General features: G+C 71.8%; 21 protein-coding genes, 2 tRNA genes and 1 other RNA gene. 14 read left to right on the top strand and 10 right to left on the bottom strand.

Annotated features, from left to right (window positions below; genetic code table 11):
• The first annotated feature begins 82 nt into the window (after window positions 1-82).
• The gene (locus OHA17_RS19130) at window positions 83-1,708 is read left to right on the top strand and encodes a helicase HerA-like domain-containing protein (RefSeq protein WP_406510761.1); all 1,626 of its coding nucleotides are present in this window, start codon (window positions 83-85) and stop codon (window positions 1,706-1,708) included.
• Between the two features lie 112 nt (window positions 1,709-1,820).
• On the opposite strand, the gene OHA17_RS19125 is transcribed toward OHA17_RS19130, so the two are convergent.
• Window positions 1,821-2,411, bottom strand: coding sequence for an HhH-GPD-type base excision DNA repair protein (locus OHA17_RS19125; RefSeq protein WP_406507601.1), 591 nt, complete (start codon window positions 2,409-2,411; stop codon window positions 1,821-1,823).
• A gap of 294 nt (window positions 2,412-2,705) precedes the next feature.
• Here OHA17_RS19125 and OHA17_RS19120 point away from each other — a divergent pair, with 294 nt between their 5' ends.
• The 5 genes from OHA17_RS19120 (at window position 2,706) to OHA17_RS19100 (ending at window position 9,008) form a co-directional block, all read left to right on the top strand.
• Window positions 2,706-4,970 (top strand): germacradienol/geosmin synthase, encoded by a 2,265-nt coding sequence (locus OHA17_RS19120; protein ID WP_406507600.1) that lies wholly within the window; start codon window positions 2,706-2,708, stop codon window positions 4,968-4,970.
• Between the two features lie 42 nt (window positions 4,971-5,012).
• A complete protein-coding gene (locus OHA17_RS19115) occupies window positions 5,013-5,936 on the top strand; it encodes a cation diffusion facilitator family transporter (protein WP_406507599.1) in 924 nt (307 codons plus the stop codon).
• 50 nt (window positions 5,937-5,986) lie between these two features.
• Window positions 5,987-6,850 (top strand): SDR family oxidoreductase, encoded by an 864-nt coding sequence (locus tag OHA17_RS19110; RefSeq protein WP_406507598.1) that lies wholly within the window; start codon window positions 5,987-5,989, stop codon window positions 6,848-6,850.
• A gap of 76 nt (window positions 6,851-6,926) precedes the next feature.
• Window positions 6,927-8,456: an alpha/beta hydrolase gene (locus OHA17_RS19105; RefSeq protein WP_406507597.1), complete on the top strand. Its 1,530-nt coding sequence runs from the start codon at window positions 6,927-6,929 to the stop codon at window positions 8,454-8,456.
• A 75-nt stretch (window positions 8,457-8,531) separates the two neighbouring features.
• On the top strand, window positions 8,532-9,008 hold the full coding sequence (locus tag OHA17_RS19100) for a GNAT family N-acetyltransferase (RefSeq protein WP_406507596.1): 477 nt from the start codon (window positions 8,532-8,534) through the stop codon (window positions 9,006-9,008).
• 113 nt (window positions 9,009-9,121) lie between these two features.
• On the opposite strand, the gene OHA17_RS19095 is transcribed toward OHA17_RS19100, so the two are convergent.
• Complete coding sequence (locus OHA17_RS19095; RefSeq protein ID WP_406507595.1) at window positions 9,122-10,354, bottom strand: hypothetical protein; 1,233 nt, start codon at window positions 10,352-10,354, stop codon at window positions 9,122-9,124.
• Window positions 10,355-10,846: 492 nt separating this feature from the next.
• On the opposite strand from OHA17_RS19095, the gene OHA17_RS19090 reads away from it, so the two are divergent.
• Both OHA17_RS19090 and OHA17_RS19085 read left to right on the top strand, forming a co-directional pair.
• Complete coding sequence (locus OHA17_RS19090; RefSeq protein WP_398874082.1) at window positions 10,847-11,368, top strand: two-component system response regulator; 522 nt, start codon at window positions 10,847-10,849, stop codon at window positions 11,366-11,368.
• A gap of 348 nt (window positions 11,369-11,716) precedes the next feature.
• Window positions 11,717-12,049 (top strand): STAS domain-containing protein, encoded by a 333-nt coding sequence (locus OHA17_RS19085; protein ID WP_406507594.1) that lies wholly within the window; start codon window positions 11,717-11,719, stop codon window positions 12,047-12,049.
• A 796-nt stretch (window positions 12,050-12,845) separates the two neighbouring features.
• Here OHA17_RS19085 and OHA17_RS19080 read toward each other — a convergent pair.
• The 3 genes from OHA17_RS19080 to OHA17_RS19070 all read right to left on the bottom strand — a co-directional run bounded on the left by OHA17_RS19080 (window position 12,846) and on the right by OHA17_RS19070 (window position 13,946).
• Complete coding sequence (locus OHA17_RS19080) at window positions 12,846-13,268, bottom strand: PIN domain nuclease (protein ID WP_406507593.1); 423 nt, start codon at window positions 13,266-13,268, stop codon at window positions 12,846-12,848.
• On the bottom strand, window positions 13,265-13,480 hold the full coding sequence (locus tag OHA17_RS19075; protein ID WP_053725891.1) for a type II toxin-antitoxin system VapB family antitoxin: 216 nt from the start codon (window positions 13,478-13,480) through the stop codon (window positions 13,265-13,267). Before OHA17_RS19075 ends, OHA17_RS19080 begins: the two co-directional genes overlap by 4 nt.
• A gap of 378 nt (window positions 13,481-13,858) precedes the next feature.
• Window positions 13,859-13,946 (bottom strand) — tRNA-Ser (locus OHA17_RS19070).
• A 71-nt stretch (window positions 13,947-14,017) separates the two neighbouring features.
• On the opposite strand from OHA17_RS19070, the gene ffs reads away from it, so the two are divergent.
• From ffs to OHA17_RS19040, 6 genes are all read left to right on the top strand, one after another.
• Window positions 14,018-14,116: signal recognition particle sRNA small type (ffs, locus tag OHA17_RS19065), an RNA gene on the top strand.
• Between the two features lie 113 nt (window positions 14,117-14,229).
• Complete coding sequence (locus tag OHA17_RS19060; protein WP_406507592.1) at window positions 14,230-16,494, top strand: DNA polymerase III subunit gamma and tau; 2,265 nt, start codon at window positions 14,230-14,232, stop codon at window positions 16,492-16,494.
• Between the two features lie 58 nt (window positions 16,495-16,552).
• The gene (purD, locus tag OHA17_RS19055; RefSeq protein ID WP_406507591.1) at window positions 16,553-17,809 is read left to right on the top strand and encodes a phosphoribosylamine--glycine ligase; all 1,257 of its coding nucleotides are present in this window, start codon (window positions 16,553-16,555) and stop codon (window positions 17,807-17,809) included.
• Between the two features lie 372 nt (window positions 17,810-18,181).
• Window positions 18,182-19,855, top strand: a complete 1,674-nt coding sequence (locus OHA17_RS19050; RefSeq protein ID WP_406507590.1) for a hypothetical protein — start codon at window positions 18,182-18,184, stop codon at window positions 19,853-19,855.
• A 264-nt stretch (window positions 19,856-20,119) separates the two neighbouring features.
• Entirely contained in the window at window positions 20,120-21,610 is a 1,491-nt protein-coding gene (locus tag OHA17_RS19045; RefSeq protein WP_406507589.1) for a N,N-dimethylformamidase beta subunit family domain-containing protein, read from the top strand.
• 97 nt (window positions 21,611-21,707) lie between these two features.
• Window positions 21,708-22,607, top strand: a complete 900-nt coding sequence (locus OHA17_RS19040) for a phosphoribosylaminoimidazolesuccinocarboxamide synthase (RefSeq protein WP_406507588.1) — start codon at window positions 21,708-21,710, stop codon at window positions 22,605-22,607.
• 45 nt (window positions 22,608-22,652) lie between these two features.
• Here the strand turns inward: OHA17_RS19040 and OHA17_RS19035 are convergent.
• The 5 genes from OHA17_RS19035 to OHA17_RS19015 all read right to left on the bottom strand — a co-directional run bounded on the left by OHA17_RS19035 (window position 22,653) and on the right by OHA17_RS19015 (window position 26,351).
• Window positions 22,653-22,725, bottom strand: a tRNA-Gly gene (locus OHA17_RS19035).
• A 22-nt stretch (window positions 22,726-22,747) separates the two neighbouring features.
• The gene (locus tag OHA17_RS19030) at window positions 22,748-23,359 is read right to left on the bottom strand and encodes a response regulator transcription factor (protein WP_398874065.1); all 612 of its coding nucleotides are present in this window, start codon (window positions 23,357-23,359) and stop codon (window positions 22,748-22,750) included.
• Entirely contained in the window at window positions 23,356-24,573 is a 1,218-nt protein-coding gene (locus OHA17_RS19025) for a sensor histidine kinase (protein ID WP_406507587.1), read from the bottom strand. Before OHA17_RS19025 ends, OHA17_RS19030 begins: the two co-directional genes overlap by 4 nt.
• 18 nt (window positions 24,574-24,591) lie before the next feature.
• Window positions 24,592-25,410, bottom strand: coding sequence for an ABC transporter permease (locus OHA17_RS19020; RefSeq protein ID WP_406507586.1), 819 nt, complete (start codon window positions 25,408-25,410; stop codon window positions 24,592-24,594).
• A complete protein-coding gene (locus OHA17_RS19015) occupies window positions 25,407-26,351 on the bottom strand; it encodes an ABC transporter ATP-binding protein (RefSeq protein ID WP_406507585.1) in 945 nt (314 codons plus the stop codon). The genes OHA17_RS19020 and OHA17_RS19015 overlap by 4 nt, the downstream gene beginning before the upstream one ends.
• Window positions 26,352-26,415: the final 64 nt, after the last annotated feature.

Here is a 26,415-nt window from a genome sequence, read left to right as displayed (position 1 = left end):
AAGAGCCAGCAAATCCGACGCAACCCGACGCGGGGGGCCCGTCATGACCGACAGCGACCAGACCGCGGCCGCTTCCGAGCCCATGGGTGCCGCCGGGCCGGACGAAACCGGAGCGCGGGATCGGACCCCGGCGCCCGCCGCCGCGTCCGCGCCCCCTCCCGGCTCCGCCTCGTTGCCGCCGGCCGCCGCCGAGATCGCCGCCGGATACGGCTTCACCGGCCCCGCGATGGAGCTGGGCGCCCTCCTCTGGGACGGCCAGTGCCTGCCCGGCGCGCCGATCCGCATCCCCCTCTCCATGCTCAACCGGCACGGCCTGGTCGCCGGGGCCACCGGCACCGGCAAGACCAAGACCCTCCAGCTCATCGCCGAACAGCTCTCCGCCAACGGCGTGCCGGTCTTCCTCGCCGACGTGAAGGGCGACGTGTCGGGCATCTCGGCCCCGGGCAAGGCGGGCGACAAGGTGGCCGAGCGGTCCGCGCAGGTCGGCCAGGACTGGGAGGCGGCGGGCTTCCCCTGCGAGTTCTACGGCCTCGGCGGCATCGGCCCCGGCATCCCGCTGCGCGCCACGGTCACGAGTTTCGGCCCGGTTCTCCTGTCGAAAGTGCTCCAACTCAACCAAACCCAGGAGCAGTCACTGGGCCTGATCTTCCATTACGCGGACAGCAAGGGCCTGGAGCTGTACGACCTGAAGGACCTGAAGGCGGTGGTCGGCTTCCTGGTCTCGGACGTGGGAAAGGCGGAGCTGAAAGGAATCGGCGGGCTGTCGTCCACCACCGCCGGGGTGATCCTGCGGTCGATCACCGCGTTCGAGCAGCAGGGAGCGGAATCGTTCTTCGGGGAGCCGGAGTTCGACACGAGCGAACTGCTGCGGCCGGCTCCGGACGGGCGGGGGCTGGTGTCGGTGCTGGAGCTTCCCGCGGTCCAGGACAAACCCCAACTCTTCTCCACGTTCCTTATGTGGCTGCTGGCCGACCTCTTCCAGAAACTGCCCGAGGTCGGGGACGTGGACCGGCCCAAGCTCGTCTTCTTCTTCGACGAGGCGCATCTGCTGTTCAACGGCGCGTCGAAGGCGTTCCTGGAGTCGATCACGCAGACGGTACGGCTGATCCGCTCCAAGGGCGTGGGCATCTTCTTCGTGACGCAGACCCCGAAGGACGTCCCCGGCGACGTCCTCGCCCAGCTCGGCAACCGCGTCCAGCACGCGCTGAGGGCCTTCACCCCGGACGACGCGAAGGCCCTGAAGGCGACGGTACGGACCTTCCCGAACTCCCCGTACGACCTGGAGGAGCTGCTGACCGGGCTCGGCACGGGCGAGGCGGTCATCACCGTACTGAGCGAGAACGGCGCGCCGACCCCGGTCGCGGCGACGCGCCTGCGGGCCCCGCAGTCTTTGATGGCCCCCATTGACGCGGCGGCCCTTGAGGCAGCGGTCGAGTCCTCTCTTTTGTACGGCCGTTACGCGGAACCGGTGGACCGCGAGTCGGCCTTCGAGAAGCTGTCGGCAGCGGAGCGGACGAGGCAGGCGGCGTCGGTGGAGGCCGCCCTGAACACCCCCTCGGAAAAGGGTTCGGCGCGTCCCAAGAAGCAGGACGCGTCGCTTGCGGAGCAGGTGGTGGGCAGCGGGATCTTCCGCTCGCTGGCGAGGTCCCTGGGGACGCAGTTGGGGCGGGAGATTTCGCGTTCGCTCTTCGGGACGCGGAGGCGGTAGGGGGTCTGCTGGGGGTTCCATGCGCCGTGCGCGGCCACTCTGCTGGCGGGGCGGCGGCGCCCCCGGGGCCTGTGCGCTGGGCAACCCCGGGCCCCGGGGTGCCCCGGGCCGCTCACTTCGCCGGCTTCGCCGCCCGCGCCGCGGCCTTCGCCTCCTGCTTGTACGCCCGTACCTTCGTCAGCGATTCCGGCCCGGTGATGTCGGCCACCGAGCGGAAGCAGTTCGCCTCGCCGTAGGACCCGGCCGCCTCGCGCCATCCCTTGGGCCGGACCCCGAGCTGCTTGCCCAGGAGCGCGAGGAAGATCTTCGCCTTCTGCTCGCCGAACCCGGGCAGCGCCTGGAGGCGGGCCAGGAGCTCGGCGCCGGTCCCGACGCCCGTCCACACCGCCGCCGCGTCACCCCCGTACTCCGAGACGAGGAACTGGCAGAGCTGCTGGATCCGCTTGGCCATGGACCCCGGGTAGCGGTGTACGGCCGGCTTCTCCTTGAGGAACTCCGCGAAGGCCTCCGGGTCGTACGCGGCGATGGCCCCGGCGTCGAGATCGTCCGCCCCCATGCGCCGGGCGATCGTGTACGGGCCGGAGAACGCCCATTCCATGGGGACCTGCTGGTCGAGCAGCATGCCGACCAGCGCGGCCAGCGGGCTGCGGCCGAGCAGCTCGTCGGCCTCGGGCTGCTGGGCGAGCCGAAGGGTTGTGTTCATGCCTAGATGATCGACGGCCGAAGACCGCGACGCACGCGGACACCGCCGGACGCGGGCGCCCCGGGAGTGGCCCCCGGACACGGACCACCGCCGCACACGTCCCCCGTCCGGCGGCGGAGGGCCCGTTCGAATCGGCTTTCGCCGCGACTCACGCTTTCGTATGACAGGCGTACGGCCCCCGAATGACCCCGGCCCGGCGGGGTAGCTCGGCTCGGACCATCACGTGCGTACCAAGCATGTGCGTCCCAGCCATGTGCATATCGGGCACGTGCGTATTCAGGAGGGGCCGCCGCAGTGAGCCAGCCTTTTGTCCTGCCGGATTTCTATCTGCCGTATCCGGCCCGGCTCAATCCCCATCTGGAGTCCGCCAGAGCGCATTCCCGTACCTGGGCCCGGCAGATGGGCATGCTGGAAGGCTCCGGAATCTGGGAGCAGAAGGACCTCGACGCGCACGACTACGCGCTGCTCTGCTCGTACACCCACCCCGACTGCGACGCGGAACAGCTTGCCCTGGTCACCGACTGGTACGTGTGGGTGTTCTTCTTCGACGACCACTTCCTGGAGATGTTCAAACGGACCCTGGACCGCAAGGGCGGCAAGGAATACCTGGACCGGCTGCCCGCGTTCATGCCGATGGACCTCGCCGACGGGTTCCCCGAGGCGACCAACCCGGTCGAGGCCGGCCTCGCCGACCTGTGGGCGCGCACCGTCCCTTCGATGACGGGGGCGTGGCGCGAGCGCTTCGCGATCAGCACCCGCAACCTGCTCAACGAGTCGCTGTGGGAGCTCGCCAACATCAACGCGGGGCGGATCGCCAACCCCGTCGAGTACATCGAAATGCGCCGCAAGGTGGGCGGCGCGCCCTGGTCGGCCGGCCTCATCGAGTACGCCGCGAACGCCGAACTACCCGTGTCCGTGGCCGAGTCGAGGCCGTTGCGGGTCCTCACCGACGCCTTCTCCGACGCCGTCCACCTGCGCAACGACCTGTTCTCCTACCAGCGCGAGGTCGAGGACGAGGGCGAACTCAGCAATGGCGTACTGGTACTTGAGACCTTTCTCGGGTGCACGACGCAGGAGGCCGCCGAGGCCGTCAACGACCTGCTGACCTCGCGGCTCCAGCAGTTCGAGAACACCGCGCTCACCGAAGTGCCGGCCCTGTGCCTGGAGAAGGGCCTCACGCCGGACCAGTGCGCGGGCGTCGCCGCGTACGTCAAGGGGCTCCAGGACTGGCAGTCCGGCGGCCACGAGTGGCACATGCGCTCCAGCCGCTACATGAACGAGGACGCCGTCACCGGCCCCTCCCTCTTCGCAGGGGTGCTCGGCACCTCGGCGCTCGACATCACGACGCTGTTCGGGCGCCCGGCCGCGGCCCGGCAGCGCAGCTTCACGCATGTACCGATGCAGAAGGTCGGCCCGTCGCTGCTGCCCGAGTTCGATGTGCCCTACCCACTGTCGCTCAGCCCGCATGTGGCCCGCGCACGTGTGGCGTCCGTCGACTGGGCGGAGCGTATGGGGCTGCTCCACGACGTCTGGGACAAGGAGAAGCTGGCGGGCTACGACTTCGCGCTCTGCTCCGCCGGACTCGACCCCGACGCGACGCCGGAAGAGCTCGAACTCAGCGCCCAGTGGCTGACCTGGGGCACGTACGGCGACGACTACTACCCCCTTTTCTACGGGCGCCCGCGCAACCTGGCCGGGGCGCGGGCGAACAACGAACGGCTCTCCGCGTGCATGCCGGTCGACGAGCCCGAAGCCGGGCTCGCGGTGGCCCGGACCCCCATGGAGCGCGGCCTCGCCGACCTGTGGGCGCGCACCGCCGGGCCGATGCCCCCCGAGGCCCGCGCGGCCTTCCGCCGGTCCGTCGACGCGATGCTGGAGAGCTGGCTCTGGGAGCTGCACAACCAGGCCCAGCACCGCATCCCCGACCCCGTCGACTACATCGAGATGCGCCGCAACACCTTCGGCTCCGACCTCACGATGAGCCTGTCCCGGCTCCGCCACGGGGGCCAACTGCCGCCCGGGATCTACGAGAGCGGCCCCATCCGCAGCATGGAGAACGCGGCGGCCGACTACTGCTGCCTCCTCAACGACGTCTTCTCGTACCAGAAGGAGATCGAGTACGAGGGCGAGCTGCACAACGGCGTCCTGGTCGTCCAGAACTTCTTCAACTGCGACTACCCGACGGGCCTGCGCATCGTCGACGACCTGATGCGCTCGCGGCTGCGCCAGTTCCAGCACGTCATCGAGAACGAACTGCCCGTTCTTTACGAGGACTTCGAGCTCGACGAGCGGGGGCGGGCGGCGCTCGACACCTATGTGGCCGAACTCCAGGACTGGATCGCGGGCATCCTGAACTGGCATCGCTCGGTACGCCGCTACAGCGCCGAGGACCTCCCGGACGCCCTGCCGCACGGCAGCCACCCACAGACCGCGGCTCAGACGGGGGCGGCCCCGGGGTGGATGCGGCCCACCGGGACGGGGACCTCGGCGGACCGGGTGCGGCTGCCCGAGGTGCCGGCGGCGGTCGTGCCTTCAGTGGCGGGAGCCCACACCTCGTGATCCTCTAATGTGCGGGGGCCACACCCGCACGAGGAGGCGCGCATGGGACACGACCACGGCGCGCCCTCCGCCGCATCCGGCACGCTCAGCGGCACCTACCGCAAGCGGCTCCTGTGGACCATCGCGATCAGCGCGTCGATCACCCTCATCCAGGTGGTCGGCGCGCTGCTCTCCGGCAGCCTCGCGCTGCTCGCCGACGCCGCGCACAGCCTCACCGACGCGATCGGGGTGTCCCTCGCGCTGGGCGCGATCACGCTCGCCCAGCGTGCCCCGACACCGCGCCGGACCTTCGGCTTCTACCGGGTGGAGATCTTCTCGGCGGTCCTGAACGCCCTGCTCCTGGCCGCGATCTTCGTCTGGGTGCTGTGGTCTGCGATCCGCCGCTTCAGCGAGCCGGTCGAGGTCAAGGGCGGCTTGATGTTCGCGGTCGCGGTGGGCGGGCTCGCCGCGAACCTCGTGGGCCTGTGGCTGCTCAAGGACGCCAAGGACAAGAGCCTCAACCTGCGCGGCGCCTACCTGGAGGTGCTCGGCGACGCGCTGGGCTCGGTCGCGGTGATCGTGGGCGGCCTGGTCATCCTGTTCACCGGCTGGCAGGCCGCCGACCCGATCGCCTCCATCGTCATCGGGCTGCTGATCGTGCCGAGGACGTACGGACTGCTGCGCGACGCCCTGCACGTGCTGATGGAGGCGGCCCCGGACGACGTCGACCTCGCCGAGGTGCGCCGCCACCTCCTCGACGAGCCGAGTGTGGTCGACGTACATGATCTGCACGGTTGGACGGTGACTTCCGGGATGCCTGTGCTCACCGCACATGTGGTGGTGAAGGAGGCCGCCCTGGACGGTGGATACGGGGCGCTGCTCACCCGGCTCCAGAGCTGTGTGGGGGACCACTTCGACGTGGCCCACTCCACGATCCAGCTGGAACCCGAGGGCCACAGCGAGGCCGCGGAATCCCTCCACACCTGACCGTCACCGCCCATGTGTCACAGATGGCGGGGCTGTCCCGTCCCTTGGACATGAACCCCATAGACCCCTCGGGCACGAACCCCATGGACGCGCACCACACCAATGGCGCCGACCACACCAATCACGCCGACCACACACACCCGCTGGACATCGCCGTCGCCGGAGGCACCGGCACGCTGGGCCGGCATGTCGTCGAGGAGCTTCGGGCGCGCGGGCACAACGTGCGGGTATTGAGCCGGAGTTCGGCCCAGTACCCGGTCGACCTGTCCACGGGCCAGGGCCTGGAGGCCGCGCTCGCGGGCTGCGACGTGGTGGTCGACGCGGCGAACTCCGTCTCCCCGCGCACCATGCGCGCCACCCTCGTGGAGGGCACGAAGCGGCTGGTCGCGGCGGAGCGCGCGGCGGGCGTGGGCCACCACGTGTGCGTGTCGATCGTGGGCTGCGACCGGGTGCCGATGCCGTACTACAAGGTCAAGGTCGCGCAGGAGGACGCCGTGGCGGCGGGCCCCGTGCCGTGGACGATCGTGCGGGCCACACAGTTCCACGAGCTGGTCGCGGGGGTGTTCACGGCGACGGCCCGGGCCCGCTTCCTGCCCGCCCCGAAGAACGTGATCATGCAGCCGATGGCCGCCGTGGAAGCCGCCCGGGCCGTGGCCGACGCCGCCGAGGCCGCCCCGCGCCACGGCCGTATCGAGGCCGCGGGTCCGGAGCGGACCGATCTGCGCACCCTGGCCGCGACCTGGCGCACCACCACGGCGTGCCGGGCCGCCCTGCTGCCCGCTCCCGTCCCCGGCCGCATGGGCCGGGCCCTCCGCGCCGGCCACCTCGCCTCCGCCCGCCCCGACGCCCAGGGGGGCACGGCCTTCGCGGAGTGGCTGGGGGAGCGGGCGGCCACGGACAGTTACGGAGCGTGAGTGCGGCCCGGCGCGCGGGTTCCGGCGGCGGTGTCTAGCCTGAACGAGGGACTTGGCCTCCTGGAAGGGTGAGTCGATGCTCGCTCGACATGCGATCGCGGCCGGGGCCACTGCGGCGGCCCTGGCGCTCATCGGCCCCACGGCCGTCACCCGCGCCGCCGGGCCGGAGCCGGACCTGGGGCGGTTCTACCGGCAGAAGATCGGCTGGGAACCGTGCAAGCCCACCGAGGGCCAGACCGGCGAACTCCTGGATTCCGTACGGGAGATGGAGTGCAGCACGCTCAGTGTTCCGGTCGACTACGGGGACCTCGGCAAGGGGGCCATCTCGCTGGCGGTGTCCCGTTTCAGGACCACGGCACACGGTAAGGACCGCAAGGGCTCCGTCGTCTTCAACTTCGGCGGGCCCGGCGCCTCCGGGGTCGACGGCCTGGCCGCGTTCCGGGCCGAGGCCGCCGGGATCGGCAAGCACTACGACCTGGTGAGCTTCGACCCGCGCGGGGTCGCGCGCAGCTCCCCCGTGCGGTGCGGCGGCGAGGACGAGCCGGCGCGACTGGAGGGCCAGAGCCAGGGCGCGCCGGGCACGGGGGCCGCCGCGGTCGCCGAGGCAGAGGCGATCGCGAAGGCGTGCCGCGAGAAGACCGGCCCGCTCCTCGACCACGTCGGCACCATCAACGCCTCCCGCGACATGGACATACTGCGCCAGGTGCTCGGCGACAAGAAGCTCAACTACCTGGGGATTTCGTACGGGACGCGGCTCGGCGTGGTCTACGCGAGCCAGTTCCCGAAGAAGACCGGGCGGATGGCCCTCGACGCGGTCGACACGCTCCAGGGCACCGCCGAGCAGGACGCGCTGGCGCAGGCCAAGGGCTTCCAGCGGGCACTCGACGCGTTCTTCGCGGGCTGCGCCCAGCAGAACTGCGAGCTCGGCACCAGCCCGGCGGAGGTCAGGGCGACGTTTGAGACGGCGGTCGCGAAGCTCGCCGACGGCAACGTGGTGACGGGCGCCGACAACCAGGACTTCACCGGAGACGACCTCCAGAATGCGGTCCAGGCTGCCCTCTACAGCCAGGCCGCCTGGCCCACGCTGTCCGCGGGGATCGCCGCCCTCCTTCAGGAGGACGACCCCACCGTCCTCGCCTCGCTCACCGAGGGCATCGACTACGCGCCCGCCGACAACTCCAATGAGGCGATGCTCGCGATCAACTGCGCGGACGACCCGGTGCGGCCGGCCGACCCGGCCAAGGAGTTCGACGCCGTACAGAAGCAACTCACGCGGGAATCCCCGTACTTCGGGCCGGGATCGGCCGGGCGGGCCGTGGCCTGCGCGGGCTGGCCGGCGGGCACCGACTACATCCGGCGGATAGACCACCCCGGCGCGCCCAAGATCCTGGTGGTGGGCGGCAAGGGCGACCCGGCGACGCCGTACCCATGGGCGCAGGACACAGCCAAACGGCTCGGCTCCGGTGTCCTGATGACATACGAGGGTGAGGGCCACGGGGCGTACTCGGCCTCCCAGTGCATCCGCGCCAAGGTGGATTCCTTCTTCGTGAACGGCACCGTGCCGGAGGCGGGGACGAGCTGTCCGGCGGAGGTCCCGGACGAGTAGACGAGTAGAGGCGTAGGCGCCCTGCGGGGGTGGGGAGCGAGTCCGGCGGGGCGGAGCGGGGCCGGTGCTGGAGCGGTGCTCGGGGCAGCCGTACGGGCCGTGAACCTGGCCGCGTTCCCCACCGCGCACGAGGCCGACCTCGTGGACACGCTGCGGGACGACCAGGCGTGGATCCCCGGCTTGTCGATCGTGGCCGAGGCGCCGGACGGCACGGTCGTGGGCCACGCCCTGCTGACCCGGTGCCGGGTCGGTGAGGCCCCGGCGCTGGCGCTCGCGCCGGTCGCGGTGGCGCCCGAGTATCAGCGCACGGGCGCCGGTTCCGCCGCTGTGCGGGCCGCGCTCGATGCCGCGTGGGAGCTGGGCGAGGACCTGGTCCTGGTGCTCGGTCACCCGGACCACTACCCCCGCTTCGGCTTCACCACGGCCTCCGGCCTCGGCATCCGGGCCTCCTTCGATGTACCGGACGAGGCGATGATGGCGCTCCGGCTGCGTCCGGACGGGGCGGCCGCGCCGGCGGGCGTGATCCGCTACCCGGCGCCGTTCGGGGTGTAGGGGGCTGTGCCTCGGGGAGGCTCGGCGTGGTTGGGGGTGGAGGCCCGGCCTCCCGGCCTCCATATAACGGCCCCCATATGGGCGGCCCTCATATGGGGGCCGTTATATGGGCACTACGCCCACATAACGGCGCTGCCCGCCCTGAGCTGGGCCTCCGTCGGGTGCCTGAGTGCACCCAACACCCAGGCTGTGTAGCGCTGTTCGGTCACCACATACACCGGGGTCGCCCCGTCCCGGCACTCCACCACCTGCGCGCCGGGGGCGGGCCGGGGGCCCGGGTCGGTCCAGTACGGCGGGCGGACCCGGACGGCCGTGAGGGTGCGGGGCACCGGACGGCGGGCGAACCGGCCGGCCGGGTCGGGGGTGGCGGCGAGCAGCCCCGGGGCGGCCACCAGATGTCCGAACCCCTCGTGGCTGTAGGGGACTTCGCCGAGGATCGTGCCGGGGAAGCACGCCTCGCCGAGGGGGATCAGCGGGGTCACCTTGATCGTGTCGGTGGTGCGCCGATGATGGCGGCGCGCCAGCCAGGCGGCCCCGGCGAGCACCGGCACGGCCCCGACCGCCGTGAGCAGCAGGGCGGTCGGCACCCCGCCGGTGACCCACGGCGTACCGAAGGCGAAGCACGAGATGAGGAGCACCGAGGCCAGCGGCACGGTGAGCCGCCAGGGCTCGTGCGCGGCCGGGTCGGCGCGCCGAACCCAGCAGTACGCGCTGCGCAGGCACGCCCCTCCCACGGAGAGCAGCACGAGCGCAGCGGCCAGCGGCAGCCGGTAGCCGCCCCGCGGATCCGCCGCCGTGTACTGGCGCAGGCCCTGGAACTCGACGTACCTGATCTCCCCGTGCCAGTAGGTGAGTTGGAGCGGGGCGCCGGGCCGCACGACGGCGAACACCGGGGTGCGGCCCTCCATCTTGACGCGGCGCGTCGCCGCCTCGGCGGCCCCCGTCACCGAACCGCTCCTCGCCGAACTGCTCCTCATCGAACTGCCCCTCAGCGGGCCGGACTTGAGCCGCCCCGGCAGCGCACCGGGCCCGTCCTGTACGTGGCCGAGGCCCAGCCAGTAGTACGTCGAGCGGTGTTTGTGGTCGGCCGCGGCGGAGGTCACCGTGGCCGCGACGGTGTATCTGCACTCCGTGGAGACCTCGGCGACCGGGCAGTCGGCCGACGCCGCGAACGCCCGGTCCTCGTCGAGCGCGCGGGGCACGGTGGCGAGGAGCAGCCAGCCGGCGACGAGCACGAGCACGGCGCCGATCACCGCGGGGGTGAGGGCGGCCGAGCGGTCGTGGACCGAGGGGGGTCCCTCCTGCTCGAACGAAGTCGAGAGCTTGGGGGAGGCGGGTGTGTTCATCGCTCGCCGTTCCTGGCCACGTACCGTGCGAAAGGGGATGACGGGATCATCATCCGGTCATTCTGACGGTTGATCGGGATCAAGTTCCGCACGGTGAACGGTGGTTCAGACCACAGGAAGCCGGGCTTCCGCGTCCGATGGAAGCGGATCTTGGGGTTTTCGCAGCTCCGACGGGCCTCGGAGCGGAGTCCCGGGGGTTCACCCGTAGGTGTGAGCGAGGCGGGACATGGGCCAGTGGCACGTGCGTGTCGGCACCCGGTGTCGCCAAGGGAGGCGGAACCGGCATTGTCGACACCCTGATGTTCCGGGGCGCCCGGTGCGAGAATTCGGTCCACACAAGCGAGCCGAAGACTATGTGCGGACCGACCCGGCACATGCATGCCACATGTGCATCCCCCACATGCACACCACGGTGGTGCTCCACGACTGCGTACGAGCGGCCGCGAACGGGCATATGCCTATCCGGCGCTCCCGAGTGAAGGTGATGGGGCCATGTCCGCGGACATGAAGGTGCTACTGGTCGACGACCATGAGGACAACCTGTTCGCCATGGAGAGCATCCTCGCGCCGCTCGGATATCCGCTGGAGCTCGCGACCAGCGGGGACGCCGCCCTCAAGGCCGCGCTGCACGGGGGGATAGCGGTCGCGATCCTCGACGTCGTGATGCCGGGCGTGAGCGGTCTGGACGTGGCCCGCTATCTGAGCCGCCTGACCCAGACCCAGCTGATCCCCGTCATCCTGGTGACGGGCATGGGCCAGGACAGCGAAATGGCGGCCCAGGCCCTGAACTTGGGCGTTGCCGACTACCTGATCAAGCCCCTCGACCCCTGGGCCCTGCGCATCAAGGTCCAGTACCTGTACCGCACGAGCACCCTCCTGGCCGGCCCCGCACCCCGCGGCCGCGGCCCCCGCAACCACCCGGCGGAACCCGCTCAACTCCCCACCAGACGCCGCCAGTTGCGCCCCACGGAAACGATTCACGTGCCCCGCCAGTCGGAGGAGCCGCCGCTGTGAGGATCCGGCCCGGGGCGGTTCTGCGCAGAACTGTGATGTTTCGGGGTTCTTTGGGGGCGCGCCGGAACGAAGCGCCATGAATCGGGTACGTACGGGTACGCAACTGGCTGGGCAGGTCCGGTCAACTCCGGACGGAAGCGGGTCTGATGGGCGATAAACGGGCATGATGGAAGGGCACCACGAGCAGTGCGCCCCGGACCCTGGTGGCTCTGTTCCGCTCCGGCATTGAGGAGTGACCGGCCGGTCCGTGTGCTGTCTGTCCGTCCCGAGGGATCGTTTTCCCGAGGGGGTCGTTGGGGGTTCCTCATGTGCGCCGACGTGTCCGGGTTCGGCCTGTGGGATCGGGCGGTGGAAGCGACCACCGTCCTGGAGTTGTTCGGGGAGATCGACATCGAGGCCCAGCTGGTCCTCGGCCCCGCGGTGCAGCGAATAGTCGACCGGAAGGCGCCGGAAGTAGTGGTCGATCTGCGGCCGGTCACGTTCATGGACGCGGGCGGCCTGCGGCTCCTCGGCGAGGTCCAGGACGGCGTGGCCGCACGAGGCGGCACCCTGCGGCTGGTCCGGGGGACGCGCGGCGTCATGCGGCTGTTCCGGCTCACCGGCCTGGACTCCGCCTTCGTCGTCCTCGACCGGCTCCCGCCGACCCTGGCGGACGGCGACCACGAACTCGCGCTGCCCTGAGGGCCGGTTGCCCACCGAGGACCGGCAGACGCCTGACGGCTCCCGGCGGGCCCTGGACGGGACCGGATATCGCCACCCTCCCGGTCCGCGCACCTATGGGGGGTCGTCAAGCCCCCGGCGTGAGCAGGAGGATGCCCCGTGCTTGTTCGCGGCCCTGGTCTCCTCCACCTGCCGGCACTCCGCCGCGAGGCCAGGCCCGCCCTCGACCGTGGGGCGCCGAAACAGCGGGAGTGTTCCGGCGCCCCATGGGAGTTCTGGGAGCTTCGGTGCGGCTGAGTGTTGTCCCGGGCCAGGTCCCGGGCCAGGGGCGGCCGAGACGTGGGGGCGCACCACGTGGCCACGCGCCATGTGGCCAGGCCACACAGGGCGGTGCGACATGTGCCCGCGCACCATGTGGCGGCAAGCGCGGGATCGGGGGAGCCGGAGAGGGCAGGGAGGGCGCGAGGGACGCGGATCGCCTCGGGCTCGCTCCGTACCGTCGGCCAAGGGCCGCGTCCGACGAGCAGCGCACCGCCCGCAGCGTGCGGCTGCTGTCGCAATGCCCCCACCCCTGCTTCGGCCGCCGGATCGACGTTCCACGTCTGAGACATGGCCGGGGTCCGGGGCCAGGAGAAACGCTAGACCGCACCTCCGCCCCTGGAAAGACGACCTTCGGCCAGGAAGGGGCCGGTAGGCACACGGGGGTGTGCGGGAGCGTTCCGACCTACGGTGCAGTGGGTGTGGGGTAGGGCTTCTGGACGGTGCAGTACGACGGTGAAGCAACCAGAGCTGCAACCAGAACTGCAATCAGGGATCTCTACTTGCCGGGCTCAGGCCCGTACCACTGGAGTGCCTGCCCCGTGACAGCCGCGATGCATTCGAAGTCCCGGTCGCGGTGCAGCAGCGTCAGCCCTTGGAGCTCAGACGTTGCAGCCACGACGAGATCGACGGCGCCCGCGCTCCGATGCTGCCCTCGTTTGGTGAGGACTTCCTGGACCTGCCAGGCACGGTCGTACGCACGATCATCGACCGGAACCCAGCTGAACAGCAGCCGCATGTCGTCGATGCCTTTTGCCCTGTCCTCAGCGGACCGGGCACTGTAGAAGAACTCCAGCTCGGTGATGGGGCAGGTCGCGATGAGTCCTGCGGCAGCAGCCTGGTCCCAGCCGTACTGCTCTGCGTCGGGGCGCATGAAGCGTGCGAGCGCGCTGGTGTCGATGAGGAATTGGGCCGCGCTCACCGGCGGTAGTTCCGCTTGTCGTCGAGCAGATCCAGGTCGAAAGCGCCTTCGTCGGCTGCCGCGCGGAGGCGAGTGAGGGCCAGCGCCCGGCGGCGGTTCTCCAGCACTTCGCGGAGGGCGGTGTTGACGGTCTCCTTCTTGGTGCTGGTGCCGAGGGCCTGGGCCACGTCGGCGAGCAACTCGTCGTCGAGGTCGATCACGGTCCGACTCATTGAGACACCTCCTTTGATATCAACTTGTGTGCTGAGTATATCTCGCGTGATGCCCTTGCGTAGGGCTCCGGAAGGTTCGCGCGGTCCAGCTTTTGTCGAGAGGTGGGAAGGCGTTTCCAACTCGCGACAGCCGGTCGCGATGTGAGTGCCGGGGTGCCGGTCAGCCTCGAACGAAGTGCGGCCACGCGCTGATCCTGCGGAGTGGGGCTGTCTGCTGTACGCGTTCGGGCTGAGCGCTGACCGTCGGTGTGCCTGTACCTGTACCTGGGCCTGGGAAGGTGGGTGTGCCACCGGGCCGGCACCGGAACTGCAACCGCGAACGTCGAAGGGCCCCACCGCAAGCGGTGGGGCCCTTCGACATCGTGCCCGGTGAGGCACTGGCGGAGGATACGAGATTCGAACTCGTGAGGGGTTGCCCCCAACACGCTTTCCAAGCGTGCGCCCTAGGCCACTAGGCGAATCCTCCGCGGCAAACAATACAAGACGTTGAGGGGTGCTCGCGAACTCGTTCCCACGTCAGGGATCGGGTACCCTGTGCGGAGCCCCTCACGTGGCGCTATCTGACTGAACTCCCCCAGGGCCGGAAGGCAGCAAGGGTAGGTTGGCTCTGGCGGGTGCGTGAGGGGCGCTTGATTTTCCGGGGCGGGTGCCCCGTTTCCCCTGTGCGGGCCGCCATTTCGCCGGGCGCACGGCGGCTGGGCGGCCGTCGGCGGGGCCGGTTGTCAGTGGGCCCCGATAACCTCGTATGTGTGTCGTCCCTTGCGCTGTACCGCCGCTACCGCCCCGAGTCGTTCGCCGAGGTCATCGGGCAGGAGCATGTCACCGACCCGCTGCAGCAGGCGCTGCGGAACAACCGGGTCAATCACGCGTACCTGTTCAGCGGGCCGCGTGGCTGTGGCAAGACGACCAGTGCCCGCATTCTTGCCAGATGTCTGAACTGTGAGCAGGGCCCGACGCCCACGCCCTGCGGGGAGTGCCAGTCCTGCCAGGACCTCGCGCGCAACGGGCCGGGCTCCATCGATGTGATCGAGATCGACGCCGCTTCGCACGGTGGTGTCGACGACGCCCGTGAGCTGCGCGAGAAGGCCTTCTTCGGGCCCGCGTCCAGCCGGTACAAGATCTACATCATCGACGAGGCGCACATGGTGACCTCGGCCGGCTTCAACGCCCTCCTGAAGGTCGTCGAGGAGCCGCCGGAGCACCTCAAGTTCATCTTCGCCACGACCGAGCCCGAGAAGGTCATCGGGACCATTCGGTCGCGCACCCATCACTATCCTTTCCGGCTCGTGCCGCCGGGGACGCTTCGGGAGTACCTCGGGGACGTCTGCGGGCGCGAGGGTGCCACCGTCGAGGACGGTGTGCTGCCGCTCGTCGTGCGGGCCGGGGCCGGGTCCGTGCGTGACTCCATGTCCGTCATGGACCAGCTGCTCGCCGGCGCCGCCGAGGACGGTGTGACGTACGCCATGGCCACCGCCCTGCTCGGGTACACCGATGGGTCGCTGCTCGATTCTGTTGTCGATGCGTTCGCCGCGGGGGACGGGGCCGCCGCCTTCGAGGTGGTCGATCGCGTCGTCGAGGGGGGCAACGATCCGCGTCGCTTCGTCGCCGATCTTCTGGAGCGGTTGCGGGATCTTGTCATCCTCGCCGCCGTTCCCGATGCCGGGGAGAAGGGGCTCATCGACGCCCCCGCCGATGTCGTCGAGCGGATGCAGGCGCAGGCCTCGGTGTTCGGGGCCGCCGAGCTGAGCCGGGCCGCCGATCTCGTCAACGCCGGGCTCACCGAGATGCGCGGGGCCACCTCGCCCCGGCTCCAGCTCGAATTGATCTGCGCCCGGGTGCTGCTGCCCGCCGCGTACGACGACGAGCGCTCGCTCCAGGCCCGTATCGACCGTCTGGAGCGCGGGGTCAACTTCCAGGCGGCGCCCGCCGGTGGGCCCGCCATGGGGTACGTGCCCGGGCCCGAGGCGCATGCGCCGATGCAGGGCGGACCCGGCGGACCCGGCGGGCCCGAGGCCGCTCGGGCTGCCGTGCGGGGTGCGGGGGCGGGGGGGCCGGCGCCGGTGGGCGGGCCCGCCCACCCGGGGCCCGTCGCGCCTCCCGTGCCGCCGGTGCAGCAGGCGCCTGTGCAGCAACCTGCCGCGCAGCAGCAGCCCGTTCAACAGGCGCCCTCCGCTCAGCCCCAGCCCGCCCAGCCTCAGCCCGCTCCGCCCGCGGAGCAGCCCGCCGGGGCCTGGCCGTCCGCTGCCGCGCCCGGGCAGGGGGGCGGCCGTCCCGGGGCGTGGCCCGGCGCATCTGCCCCCGCTCCCGCCGCCGGCGCCTGGCCCTCGGCCGCGCCCGCTGCCGAGCCCGCCCCGGCTCCCGCCGCCCCCGCCGAGCAGGCGCCCGCCCCCGTCGCCCAGGGGAGCGCCGCCCAGGGCAACGCCATGCAGGTGCGCAACATGTGGCCGGACATCCTGGAGGCCGTCAAGAACAAGCGGCGCTTCACCTGGATCCTGCTCAGTCAGAACGCGCAGGTGGCCGGATTCGACGGCACCACCGTCCAGCTCGGCTTCATCAACGCGGGCGCCCGGGACAACTTCGCGAGCAGCGGCAGTGAGGACGTGCTGCGCAGCGTGCTCTCCGAGCGGTTCGGGGTGCAGTGGAAGGTCGAGGCGATCATCGACCCGTCGGGCGGCGTCCAGCCCCCGCCCGCCGCGGGCAACTTCGGCGGCGGCGCGCCCCGGCCGCCGTCCCCGCCCGTCCAGCAGTACCAGCCCCCGCAGCCGCCTCCGCAGGCCCCCCGGCCCGCGACCCCGGCCGCGCCCGCTCCCGTACAGCCCACGCAGCAGCCGCCGCAGGCCGCCGCTCCCGTACGGCACGACGCGCGGCAGGAGGAGCCCCCGCCGGTGCGGCTGGAGGACGACACTCCGGAGGACGACGACCCGGACCTCGTGGACAACGCGTTGTCCGGGCACGACCTGATCGTGCGCGAGCTCGGGGCGACCGTGGTGGAGGAATATACGAACGAGGGGTAGGGGTCCACCTGGTGGCCCGCACAAAGATCACGCCATCGCGGCGGCTAGGCTGGCTGCCGTGAAGGTCCTTGTCATCGGCGGCGGTGCCCGTGAGCACGCCCTGTGCCGTTCCCTGTCCCTCGACCCCGACGTGACGGCGCTGCACTGCGCCCCCGGCAACGCCGGGATCGCGGAGGTCGCCGAGCTCCACCCCGTGGACCCGATGGACGGGGACGCGGTCGCCCGCCTCGCCGCCCAGCTGAAGAGCGACCTGGTCGTCGTCGGGCCCGAGGCCCCCCTCGTCGCCGGGGTCGCCGACGCCGTACGGGCCGCGGGCATCGCCTGCTTCGGCCCCTCGAAGGCGGCCGCCCAACTGGAGGGCTCCAAGGCCTTCGCCAAGGACGTGATGGCGGGGGCGAACGTGCCGACCGCCCGCTCCTACGTGTGCACCACTCCCGAGGAGATCGACGAGGCGCTGGACGCCTTCGGTGCCCCGTACGTGGTGAAGGACGACGGTCTCGCGGCCGGCAAGGGCGTCGTCGTGACGGACGACCTCGCCGCCGCCCGGCAGCACGCGCTGGCCTGCGAACGCGTCGTCATCGAGGAGTTCCTCGACGGCCCCGAGGTCTCGCTCTTCGCGATCACCGACGGCGTCACCGTCCTGCCGCTCCAGCCCGCGCAGGACTTCAAGCGCGCGCTCGACGGCGACGAGGGCCCCAACACCGGTGGCATGGGCGCCTATTCGCCGCTTCCGTGGGCCGACCCGAAGCTCGTCGACGAGGTCATGGCGAGCGTGCTCCAGCCGACCGTCGACGAGCTGCGCCGCCGTGGAACGCCGTTTTCCGGCCTTCTGTACGCGGGCCTCGCGATCACCTCGCGCGGGGTGCGGGTCATCGAGTTCAACGCCCGGTTCGGCGACCCCGAGACGCAGGTCGTGCTCGCCCGGCTCAAGACGCCGCTCGCGAGCGTCCTGCTGCGCTCGGCCAGCGGCACGCTGGACGCCGAACCGCCGCTGACCTGGCGTGACGACGCGGCCGTGACCGTGGTCATCGCCTCGCACAACTACCCCGCGACGCCCCGCACCGGCGACCCCATCGAGGGCCTGGCGGACGTCGCGGCCCAGGACGCGCCCACCGCGTACGTCCTGCACGCCGGGACCAGGCGGGACGGCGACGCGGTCGTCAGCGCGGGCGGCCGGGTCCTCTCGGTCACCGCGACCGGCAAGGACCTCGCCGAGGCCCGGGAGCGGGCGTACACGGCGGTCGGCCGGATCCGGCTCGACGGCTCGCAGCACCGCACCGACATCGCGCGCGAGGCGGCCGGGGCGCAGGGCTGAACTCCGCCAGAATTCCGCGGGGCCCCGGTGCACGCCGGGGCCCTCGTGTTTTCCCGCCGGAGCCCCGCGGCGCTCGGCCCACGCCCGCAGCAGCCGCGCGAAAGCCCATGGAAGGCCGTAGTAGCCCGTAGTAGCTCCGTGGAATCCTGGTGGGAGGCCCGCAGCGGCTCGGCCCGGAACAACCGCACCTTTGCCCAAAGCCATTCCATCGGGTGACGAGTGGCCCATCCGGATGACTCCTGCCGAAGCCCCAACTAGGGTGCGGCGAAGGCGTTCCGGCACTTGGCCCACTGGCATTGCGATGTCAGTGGCGGGTGCCACAGTGGGGGAGTGAGCAACGCCGCCGCAGGGCAGAGGGGGTGAAGTCCGGCCGTGTCCGGTACCGGAATGGGTGGAGAGGCGGGTGCGCAGCATGCGCGCTCGCGGGCTCTCGCCGTGCTGCGCATCCGTAGCAGGGCGCTGGCCGTGGCCCTGCTGCCGGCGGCCGTCGCCGTCGTGCTGATCGTCGCGGCTGCGCAGGGCCGTATCGACGGCAGCGGCTGGGACAGCGCGCGCTGGGCGGTCATCGCCACCGCGCTGCTCGTGCTGCTGCTCGCGGCCGCCGTGGCGGCGGTGATCGTACGGGCCAGACCGGCCCTGTCCCCGACGGTGGACCTCGCCGAATCGGCCGCCCCCGACCTGTACCGCCTGGTCAGGGACCTGGCCGAGCGGCTCGATGTGCCCCCGCCCTCCGCGATAGCCCTGACGCCGGACTGCGACAGCTGGCTGGAGGACCGTACGCATCCGGCGCACGCGGCCGCCGAGCAGGGGGCGATGCCCGCTCGCTTCATACGCGGCGGCGCCGATGTGCGCTCCGGTCGCGCCCGGCGGGTGCCGGCCGCGCCGGTCCTGGTCATCGGCTCGCCCTTCATGTGGTGGATGCGCGTCGGCGAGCTGCGCGCGATCCTCGCCCCCGTCGTCGCCGGTACGGGCCCTTCCGCGCACCCGGACATAGCCGCCGCCCGCCGGTTCGTACGGGGTCTCGACGCGGCCGTCGGCGTGGCCACCAGGCCCGGGCTCGGCCCGCTGCGGCGCATACCGCTCGGCTTCGTCGGGTCGATCGCCAGGCTGCTCCTTCGCGGGTGCCGGGTGCACGCCGCCGAAATGGAGCGCGGGGTCGCGGCCGCCGCGTCCGAGCGCGCACAGGCGGTGGACTACGGGGTGCGCATCGTCGCCCAGGAGCAGGTCGGGCTCGCCTACGCGGGCTGGGACCGGCTGCTGACCCGGGTCGCGCTGCCCGCCTGGCGGATGGGGCGCTGGCCCTCCCGGCTCGATGCGGGAGTGGTCTCGGCGCTCACCGAGCTGTCCCGGCGCGACCGCCTGGCCGAGGGCTTCACGTCCCGGCTCGGCGAGCGCCCGGCCTGCGACCTCCTGGAGGAGCCCGGGGCCGCCGACGAGGCGACCTCGCTGCTCGCCGCGCGGCTGTTCCACGGCGGCCCCGCCGAGCCCGGCCCCGCCTGGGCGCCGGTGGACTGGGCGGCGTACCCGGAGGAGGTCGTCGACCGCAAATGGCGCACCGAGGCGGCCCGGCTGCACCGGGTCCTCGACGCGCTGGGCGAGCGCCGCGACACGGAGCCCGCCGCCCCGACGCTGGCCCGCGTCATCGACCATCTCACCGCCGCCGACGACGAGGCCGGGGAGCGCCTGGCCGCCGGGATCGCCGCGGAAGTGGCCGGTGAGGAAGCCGCGTCCACGCCGCCCGCGCCGGGCCCGGAGTCCTGGGGAGCGGACGCGATGCCGCTCTTCCCGCTCCAGCCGCCCCGCACCGGCCGCGAGCTGCTCGCCGACCACGTGACGGCGATGGTGTGCTGCGCCGCGGTCGACACGGCGGGCGCGCTGCCCGGGCTCGACTGGCTGGACGGCCCCTCGCTCCTCGTCGACGACGTACGCCGCTCGGACCTGGCCTCGCCGGTGCTGACCCTGGTCGAGGACGGCGACGCGGAGGCGCTGCGCGCCTGGCTGTCCTCCGTCGGCATCCGCCCGGAGAAGCCGGTACGGCTGGTCTGAGGCGCCCCCGCCCGAGGCCGGTACGGCTGTCCGAGGTTGCCCCCGGCCGACGTGGGTGCCCCGCCCCCAACAGGGCCCCCACTACGCCGAGTTGGCCCCGCGCATCCGTAATACATCCGGAATGACTGCTTCCCCTTAACGTCAATTCGCGACGAACGGTGACGGAGTGCGTGCGTTATGTGATGTGCTGGGGACCGGTAGCTGTCAGACGGCGCACCACAGTCGCATCACTGTTGTCTCGGGGGATCGAGGGAGGGGAGTGAGATGGGGGTGGAACGGTCGGACCACATCCGGCGCTGGGAGTCGGGTGCCCTCGCGCACGCCGTCTCGGACCCCTTCGGGCAGGGCCCGCTGCCCTGGCTGCGCGGCAGCGAAACCTACTTCGACGACACCGGGCACGTGGTGCCCTGGTACGTCGACCACGTCCCGGCCCAACGCGGCACCCCGCGCAGCACCGCCCGGGTCGCCGGGCCGCGCACCGCCGACGACGTACGCCAGCAGATCAAAGGGTTCGCCTCCAGCGGGGCCGTCGAGCCCGGCGAGGCCATCGACTTCCACATCACCGTGGACCCCCCGCAGCAGTTCACCGTGGACGTCTACCGGATCGGGCACTACGGCGGCGACGGGGCCGCGAAGATCGCCACCAGTCCCCGGCTCTCCGGCATCGTCCAGCCGCCCCCGCTGGCCGCCGACCGCACCGTCTCCTGCCACCACTGGTGGCAGTCCTGGCGCTACCAGGTCCCCTCGCACGCGTCGATCGGCGCCCACGTCGCCGTGCTGACCACCGCCGACGGCTACCGCTCGCACATCCCGTTCACCGTCCGCGACGGCCACCCCGCCGATCTGCTCCTGCTGCTGCCCGACATCACCTGGCAGGCCTACAACCTCTTCCCGGAGGACGGCCGCACCGGCGCCAGCCTCTACCACGCCTGGGACGAGGAGGGCCGGCTGCTCGGCGAGGAGGACGCGGCGATCACCGTCTCCTTCGACCGGCCGTACGCGGGCGCGGGCCTGCCGCTGCACGTCGGCCACGCCTACGACTTCATCCGCTGGGCCGAGCGCTACGGCTACGACCTCGCCTACGCGGACGCCCGCGACCTGCACGCGGGCCGCGTGGACCCCTCCCGCTACCGGGGCCTCGTCTTCCCCGGCCACGACGAGTACTGGTCGGCGCCGATGCGCCGCACCGTGGAGCTGGCCCGCGACGGCGGCACCTCGCTCGTCTTCCTGTCCGCCAACTCCCTTTACTGGCAAGTGGAGTTGGGGCCGTCCCCGTCCGGCGTGCCCGACCGGCTCCTCACCTGCCGCAAGCGGCGCGGGCCCGGCCGCCCCGCCCTGTGGCGCGAGGTCGCCCGGCCCGAGCAGCAGCTCCTGGGCATCCAGTACGCGGGCCGCGTCCCCGAGCCGTACCCCATGGTCGTGCGCAACGCGGACCACTGGCTGTGGGAGGCGACCGGGGCCGGTGACGGCGACGAGATCGACGGCCTGGTGGCGGGCGAGGCCGACCGCTACTACCCGCGCACCGCGCTCCCCGAGCACCAGGACCGCATCCTGCTCGCCCACTCCCCCTACCGGGACGGCGAGCAGCACGCCCGCCACCAGGAGACGTCGCTGTACCGGGCCCCCTCCGGCGCACTCGTCTTCGCCTCGGGCACTTTCGCCTGGTCACCGGCGCTCGACCGGCCCGGCCACGTGGACAGCCGCATCCAGCGCGCCACGGCCAACCTCCTCGACCGCATCTGCAAGCGGGACTGATTCCGAAGAACGCCGCCGCGCAAGACCCGCGACCTGGGTACCCGGCCGCATGCGAGAGAATCGGAATCGCTCCTGGATCAACCTACGCGGAGGAACCGTGTCCGGATTCGTAGAAAAGCCCGAGCCGCTTCAGGTTCCCGGCCTCACCCACCTGCACACGGGCAAGGTGCGTGACCTCTATCAGAACGAGGCCGGCGACCTCCTGATGGTCGCCAGCGACCGGATGTCCGCGTACGACTGGGTGCTGCCCACCGAGATCCCCGACAAGGGCCGCGTGCTCACCCAGCTCTCGCTGTGGTGGTTCGACCTGCTCGCCGACCTGGTGCCCAACCACGTCATCTCCGAGGAGCTCCCCGAGGGCGCCCCCGCCGACTGGGCGGGCCGCACCCTGGTGTGCAAGTCGCTCGCGATGGTCCCGGTGGAGTGCGTCGCCCGCGGCTACCTCGCCGGCTCCGGCCTGGTCGAGTACAACGAGTCCCGTACGGTGTGCGGCCTCGCGCTGCCCGAGGGCCTTTCCAACGGGTCCGAGCTGCCCGCGCCGATCTTCACGCCCGCCACCAAGGCCGCCGTCGGCGACCACGACGAGAACGTGAGCTACGAGGAGGTGGCCCGCCAGATCGGCGCGGAGACCGCCGCCCAGCTGCGCCAGGCCACCCTCGCCGTGTACGGCCGGGCCCGCGACATCGCGCGCGAGCGGGGCATCATCCTCGCGGACACCAAGTTCGAGTTCGGCTTCGCGGGCGAGGAGCTCGTCATCGCCGACGAGGTGCTCACCCCGGACTCCTCGCGCTTCTGGCCGGCCGCGACGTGGGAGCCGGGCCGCGCCCAGCCGTCCTACGACAAGCAGTACGTGCGCGACTGGCTGACCTCGCCGGCCTCCGGCTGGGACCGCACGAGCGAGCAGCCGCCCCCGGCGCTGCCGCAGCAGATCGTGGACGCGACCCGGGGCAAGTACATCGAGGCGTACGAGCAGCTCACCGGCAACAGCTGGTCGTAAGCGAGAAGAAGCCCCCGGCCAGTGGCCGGGGGCTTCTTCCTTCTGAGCGAACGACGAGGTTCGAACTCGCGACATCCACCTTGGCAAGGTGGTGCTCTACCAGCTGAGCTACGTTCGCATGCGCCGTGGCGCGGAGACCACTATACCCAACCTCGCTCGCGGGCGAGACGCACCGCCGTGTGACGGTTCTCGGCGCCCAGCTTGGCGGCGGCCGAGGAGAGGTAGTTCCGCACCGTCCCCTGCGACAGCGCGGCCCGCTCGGCGATCTCCGCGACGGGTGCCCCGTCGGCCGCGAACCCCAGGACTTCGGCCTCGCGCACGGTCAGCGGGGAGTCCCCGGCGGAGATCGCGTCGGCCGCCAACTCCGGGTCCACGTAACGGTTTCCGGCATGTACGGACCGGATGATCTCGGCGAGCCGCCGGGCGCTCACGGTCTTCGGCACGAAGCCCCGCACTCCCGCCGAGAGGGCCCGCTTGAGGTGGCCGGGGCGCCCGTGACTGGTCACGATCATGGTCCGGCAGGACGGCAGTTCGGCCCGCAGTTTTGTGGCCACCGTCACACCGTCCGCCCCCGGCATCTCCAGGTCGAGGACCGCCACATCGGGCCGGTGGGCCCGCGCCATCGCGAGCGCCTCGGGCCCGGACGCGGCCTCCGCGACCACCTCCAGGTCGTCCTCCAGGCCAAGCAGCGCGGCGAGCGCACCCCGGATCAGGTGCTCGTCGTCCGCGAGCAGCACCCGTACGCGGCTCATCTGGGCACCTCCGCGGTCAGCCGGAAAAGACCTTCGCCCGCCGGGCCCGCCTCCAGGGTGCCGCCGAGCGCGGAAAGGCGTTCGCGCAGGCCCGCGAGGCCGGAGCCGGGGGCGGTGTTCGGCCGCTCCGGTACGCCGTCGTTCTCGACGACCAGCCTCGCGGTGCGCCCGTCGACGGCGAGCCTGATCGCCACGCTGCGGGCGTCCCCGTGCCGCAGCACGTTGGTGGTGGCCTCGCGCACCACCCAGCCGAGCGCGGACTGCACCTCGACGGTCAGCGCGTCGGAGGGGCCGCTGTAGGCGCAGCCGATCCCGGCCGCCTCAAGGACCCCTCGGGCGCCCTCGATCTCCACGCCGAGGTCCGCCTCGCGATAGCCGCGCACCACTTCCCGTACCTCTTTCTGCGATTCCTGCGCGATGCGCTGTACCTCCACCATCTGCGCCACCGCCTCGGGCCGGCCGCGCTGGGCGAGCTGCACGGCGAGCTCGGCCTTCAGGGCGATGACGGCGAGGTTGCGGCCGAGCACGTCGTGCATGTCCCGCCCGAAGCGCAGCCGTTCCTCGGCGACGGCGAGCCGGCCCTCGGTCTCGCGGGCCCGGTCCGACTCCCACAGCACCGACAGCGTCCAGGCCCCGCAGCGCGAGACCATCAGGGCATACGTGCCGGACAGGGCCACCCCGATCGCCAGCCCGATCAGCTGCGCGCCCGGCACTCCGACCGGCGCGAACACCGCCACGGCCGGGATGCCGAGCAGCGCGAACCGCCACAGGAACGTGCGGGGCTGGACGAGCAGGCAGTACGTCATTCCGAGCGGCATCATGATGTACATCACGACGAGCAGGAGCGTCGGATCCGTGATGCCGTGCGCCGCCCGGAGCCCCGCGAGCAGGGCGAGCGAGAGCGCGCAGAGCGCCCCGGCCACGAGCAGTGCGCGCCGCGGCGCCTCGACGCGCCCCAGGTAGTGGTCGACGGCCATCCGGTGGACCTTGTTGCCCTGGAAGGCCTGCACCGCGCCCGTCACGACCGTCGCGGTGCCGAGGGCCAGCGGCAGCGGATCGTTGCGCAGGCCCTCCAGGATGAACGGCACGTCCCAGCTGAGGAAGAGGAACCAGGTCGAGCACCGCCAGATCAGCCGGCTCTGCACCTCGACCTTCTCGACCCTGCTGCGGTCGCGCCAGTGCCGCCGGTGCCACGCCCGTATCCGCCCGAACACCCTGCCGTCCCCCCTGTCTCAGCGCCGCGGCTCCCAGCGGAAGCGCTTGCGCACGACCCACACCGCGATGAACGTCCAGACAACCATGACGAGCAGTTCCCGCAGTACGTCGCCGACGCCGGTGCCGCCGGTCCAGCCGCTCCGGATCAGTTGGACCGCCGGGGTCAGCGGCAGCATCTCGCAGACGGTGGCCAGCTTGTCCGGCATGACGTCCAGCGGTACGACCATGCCCGACCCCGCCATCGACAGCATCATCATCGGCATGACCGCGATCTGGGCGCCCTCGGCGGATTTGGTGATGGCCGAGGTCGCCGCGGCAAGGGCGGCCATCATCGGTGCGCCGAGCACGAGCCCGACGACCGCCAGCCATGCCGATCCCGGCATCGGAACGTGCAGCAGGACCGAGCAGGCGACCGCGAGCAGCGCGGACTGCGCAAGGGCGATGAGCGCCGAGGGCAGCGCCGCTCCCGCCAGGATCTCCAGGTCCCGCAGCTCCCCGGTGCGAAGGCGCTTCAGGACGAGTTCCTCTCGGCGTACGACATAGACGCCGACCAGCGGTGAGTACACCGCGAACAGCAGGACGTAGCCGAGGGCGCCCGGCAGCACCACGGTGCCGACGCTGAGCCCGGTCTGCTTCAGGTCGAGACCCTGCACGGCCGAGTACATGGCGTAGCTCATGAGGCTCGGCAGTACGAGGACGGTGAACAGGGCGGACTTGTTCCGGCCGAGCAGGGTGAGTTCGGCCCGCGCCAGTGCCTTCATGCGGTCCGCCGCGGTCTTCAGGGACCGCGCGGGCGCCAGAACCGGGCTCCGCACCGCGTCCAGGGTGGTGCTCATCGAGCGGCCTCCATTTCTCCGCGCTGGTCCTGCGCGATCTTCAAGAACGCCTCTTCGAGCGAGGCCGAGCGCACGTCGAGCCCCCGCAGCTCGACCCCGCTGTCCCTGGCCCACAACAGCAGCCCGGTGGCGGCGTGTTGGAGCGCTGTGGTCTTCAGCCGCACGGTGCGTCCGCTCGTCTCGTGGCTGCTGACGCCGAGCCGGTCGAGCGGCGGCAGATCGCCGAGGTGGTAGCCGTCGGGCAGTTCGAAGGCGATGTGCGAGGGCTGGGCGGCGACGACTTCGTCGACCCGGCCGCTCGCCGCGATCCGCCCTTCGTGGAGGATCGCGAGCCGCTCGGCGAGCGCCTCGGCCTCCTCCAGGTAGTGGGTGGTCAGGAGCACGGTGGTGCCGCCGTCGCGCAGCGCCCGCACCAACTCCCAGGTGTCGCGCCGCCCTTCGGCGTCCAGGCCCGTGGTCGGCTCGTCGAGGAAGAGCACCTCGGGCCGCGAGAGCAGCGCGAGCGCCAGGTCGAGCCGCCGCTTCTCGCCCCCCGAGAGCTGCTTGACCCGTACGTCGGAGCGCCGCTCCAGGCCGACGAGCTCCAGCGCCTCGTCCACGCCCCGGGCGCCACTCGTGCACCCCGCCCACATCCGTACCGTCTCGGCGACGGTGAGCTCGGAGGGGAAGCCGCCTTCCTGGAGCATCACGCCGGTCCGGGGGCGCACGGCGGCCCGTTCGGTGTACGGGTCGTGCCCGAGCACCCGGACGCTGCCGCCGCTGGGCGGGGCGAGACCTTCGAGGAGTTCGACGGTGGAGGTCTTGCCCGCGCCGTTGGTGCCGAGCAGCGCGAAGAGTTCGCCCCGCGCCACCGAGAAGGAGATTCCGGAAACGGCCTCGAAGCCCCCGGCGTAGGTCCGCCGCAGCTCCTCGACCTCGATCACATTCGCTGTGCCTGCCATGACTTCAGCGTTCCGCGGGAAGCGGGGCGCGGGCAGTGCGCGGTGTCATCACCGCACATGACAA

Source organism: Streptomyces sp. NBC_00212 (assembly GCF_045206365.1).
Lineage (GTDB): Bacteria > Actinomycetota > Actinomycetes > Streptomycetales > Streptomycetaceae > Streptomyces.
The sequence above is the reverse complement of the archived record's forward strand: the minus strand, read 5'-3'. Positions and strand labels throughout refer to the sequence as shown.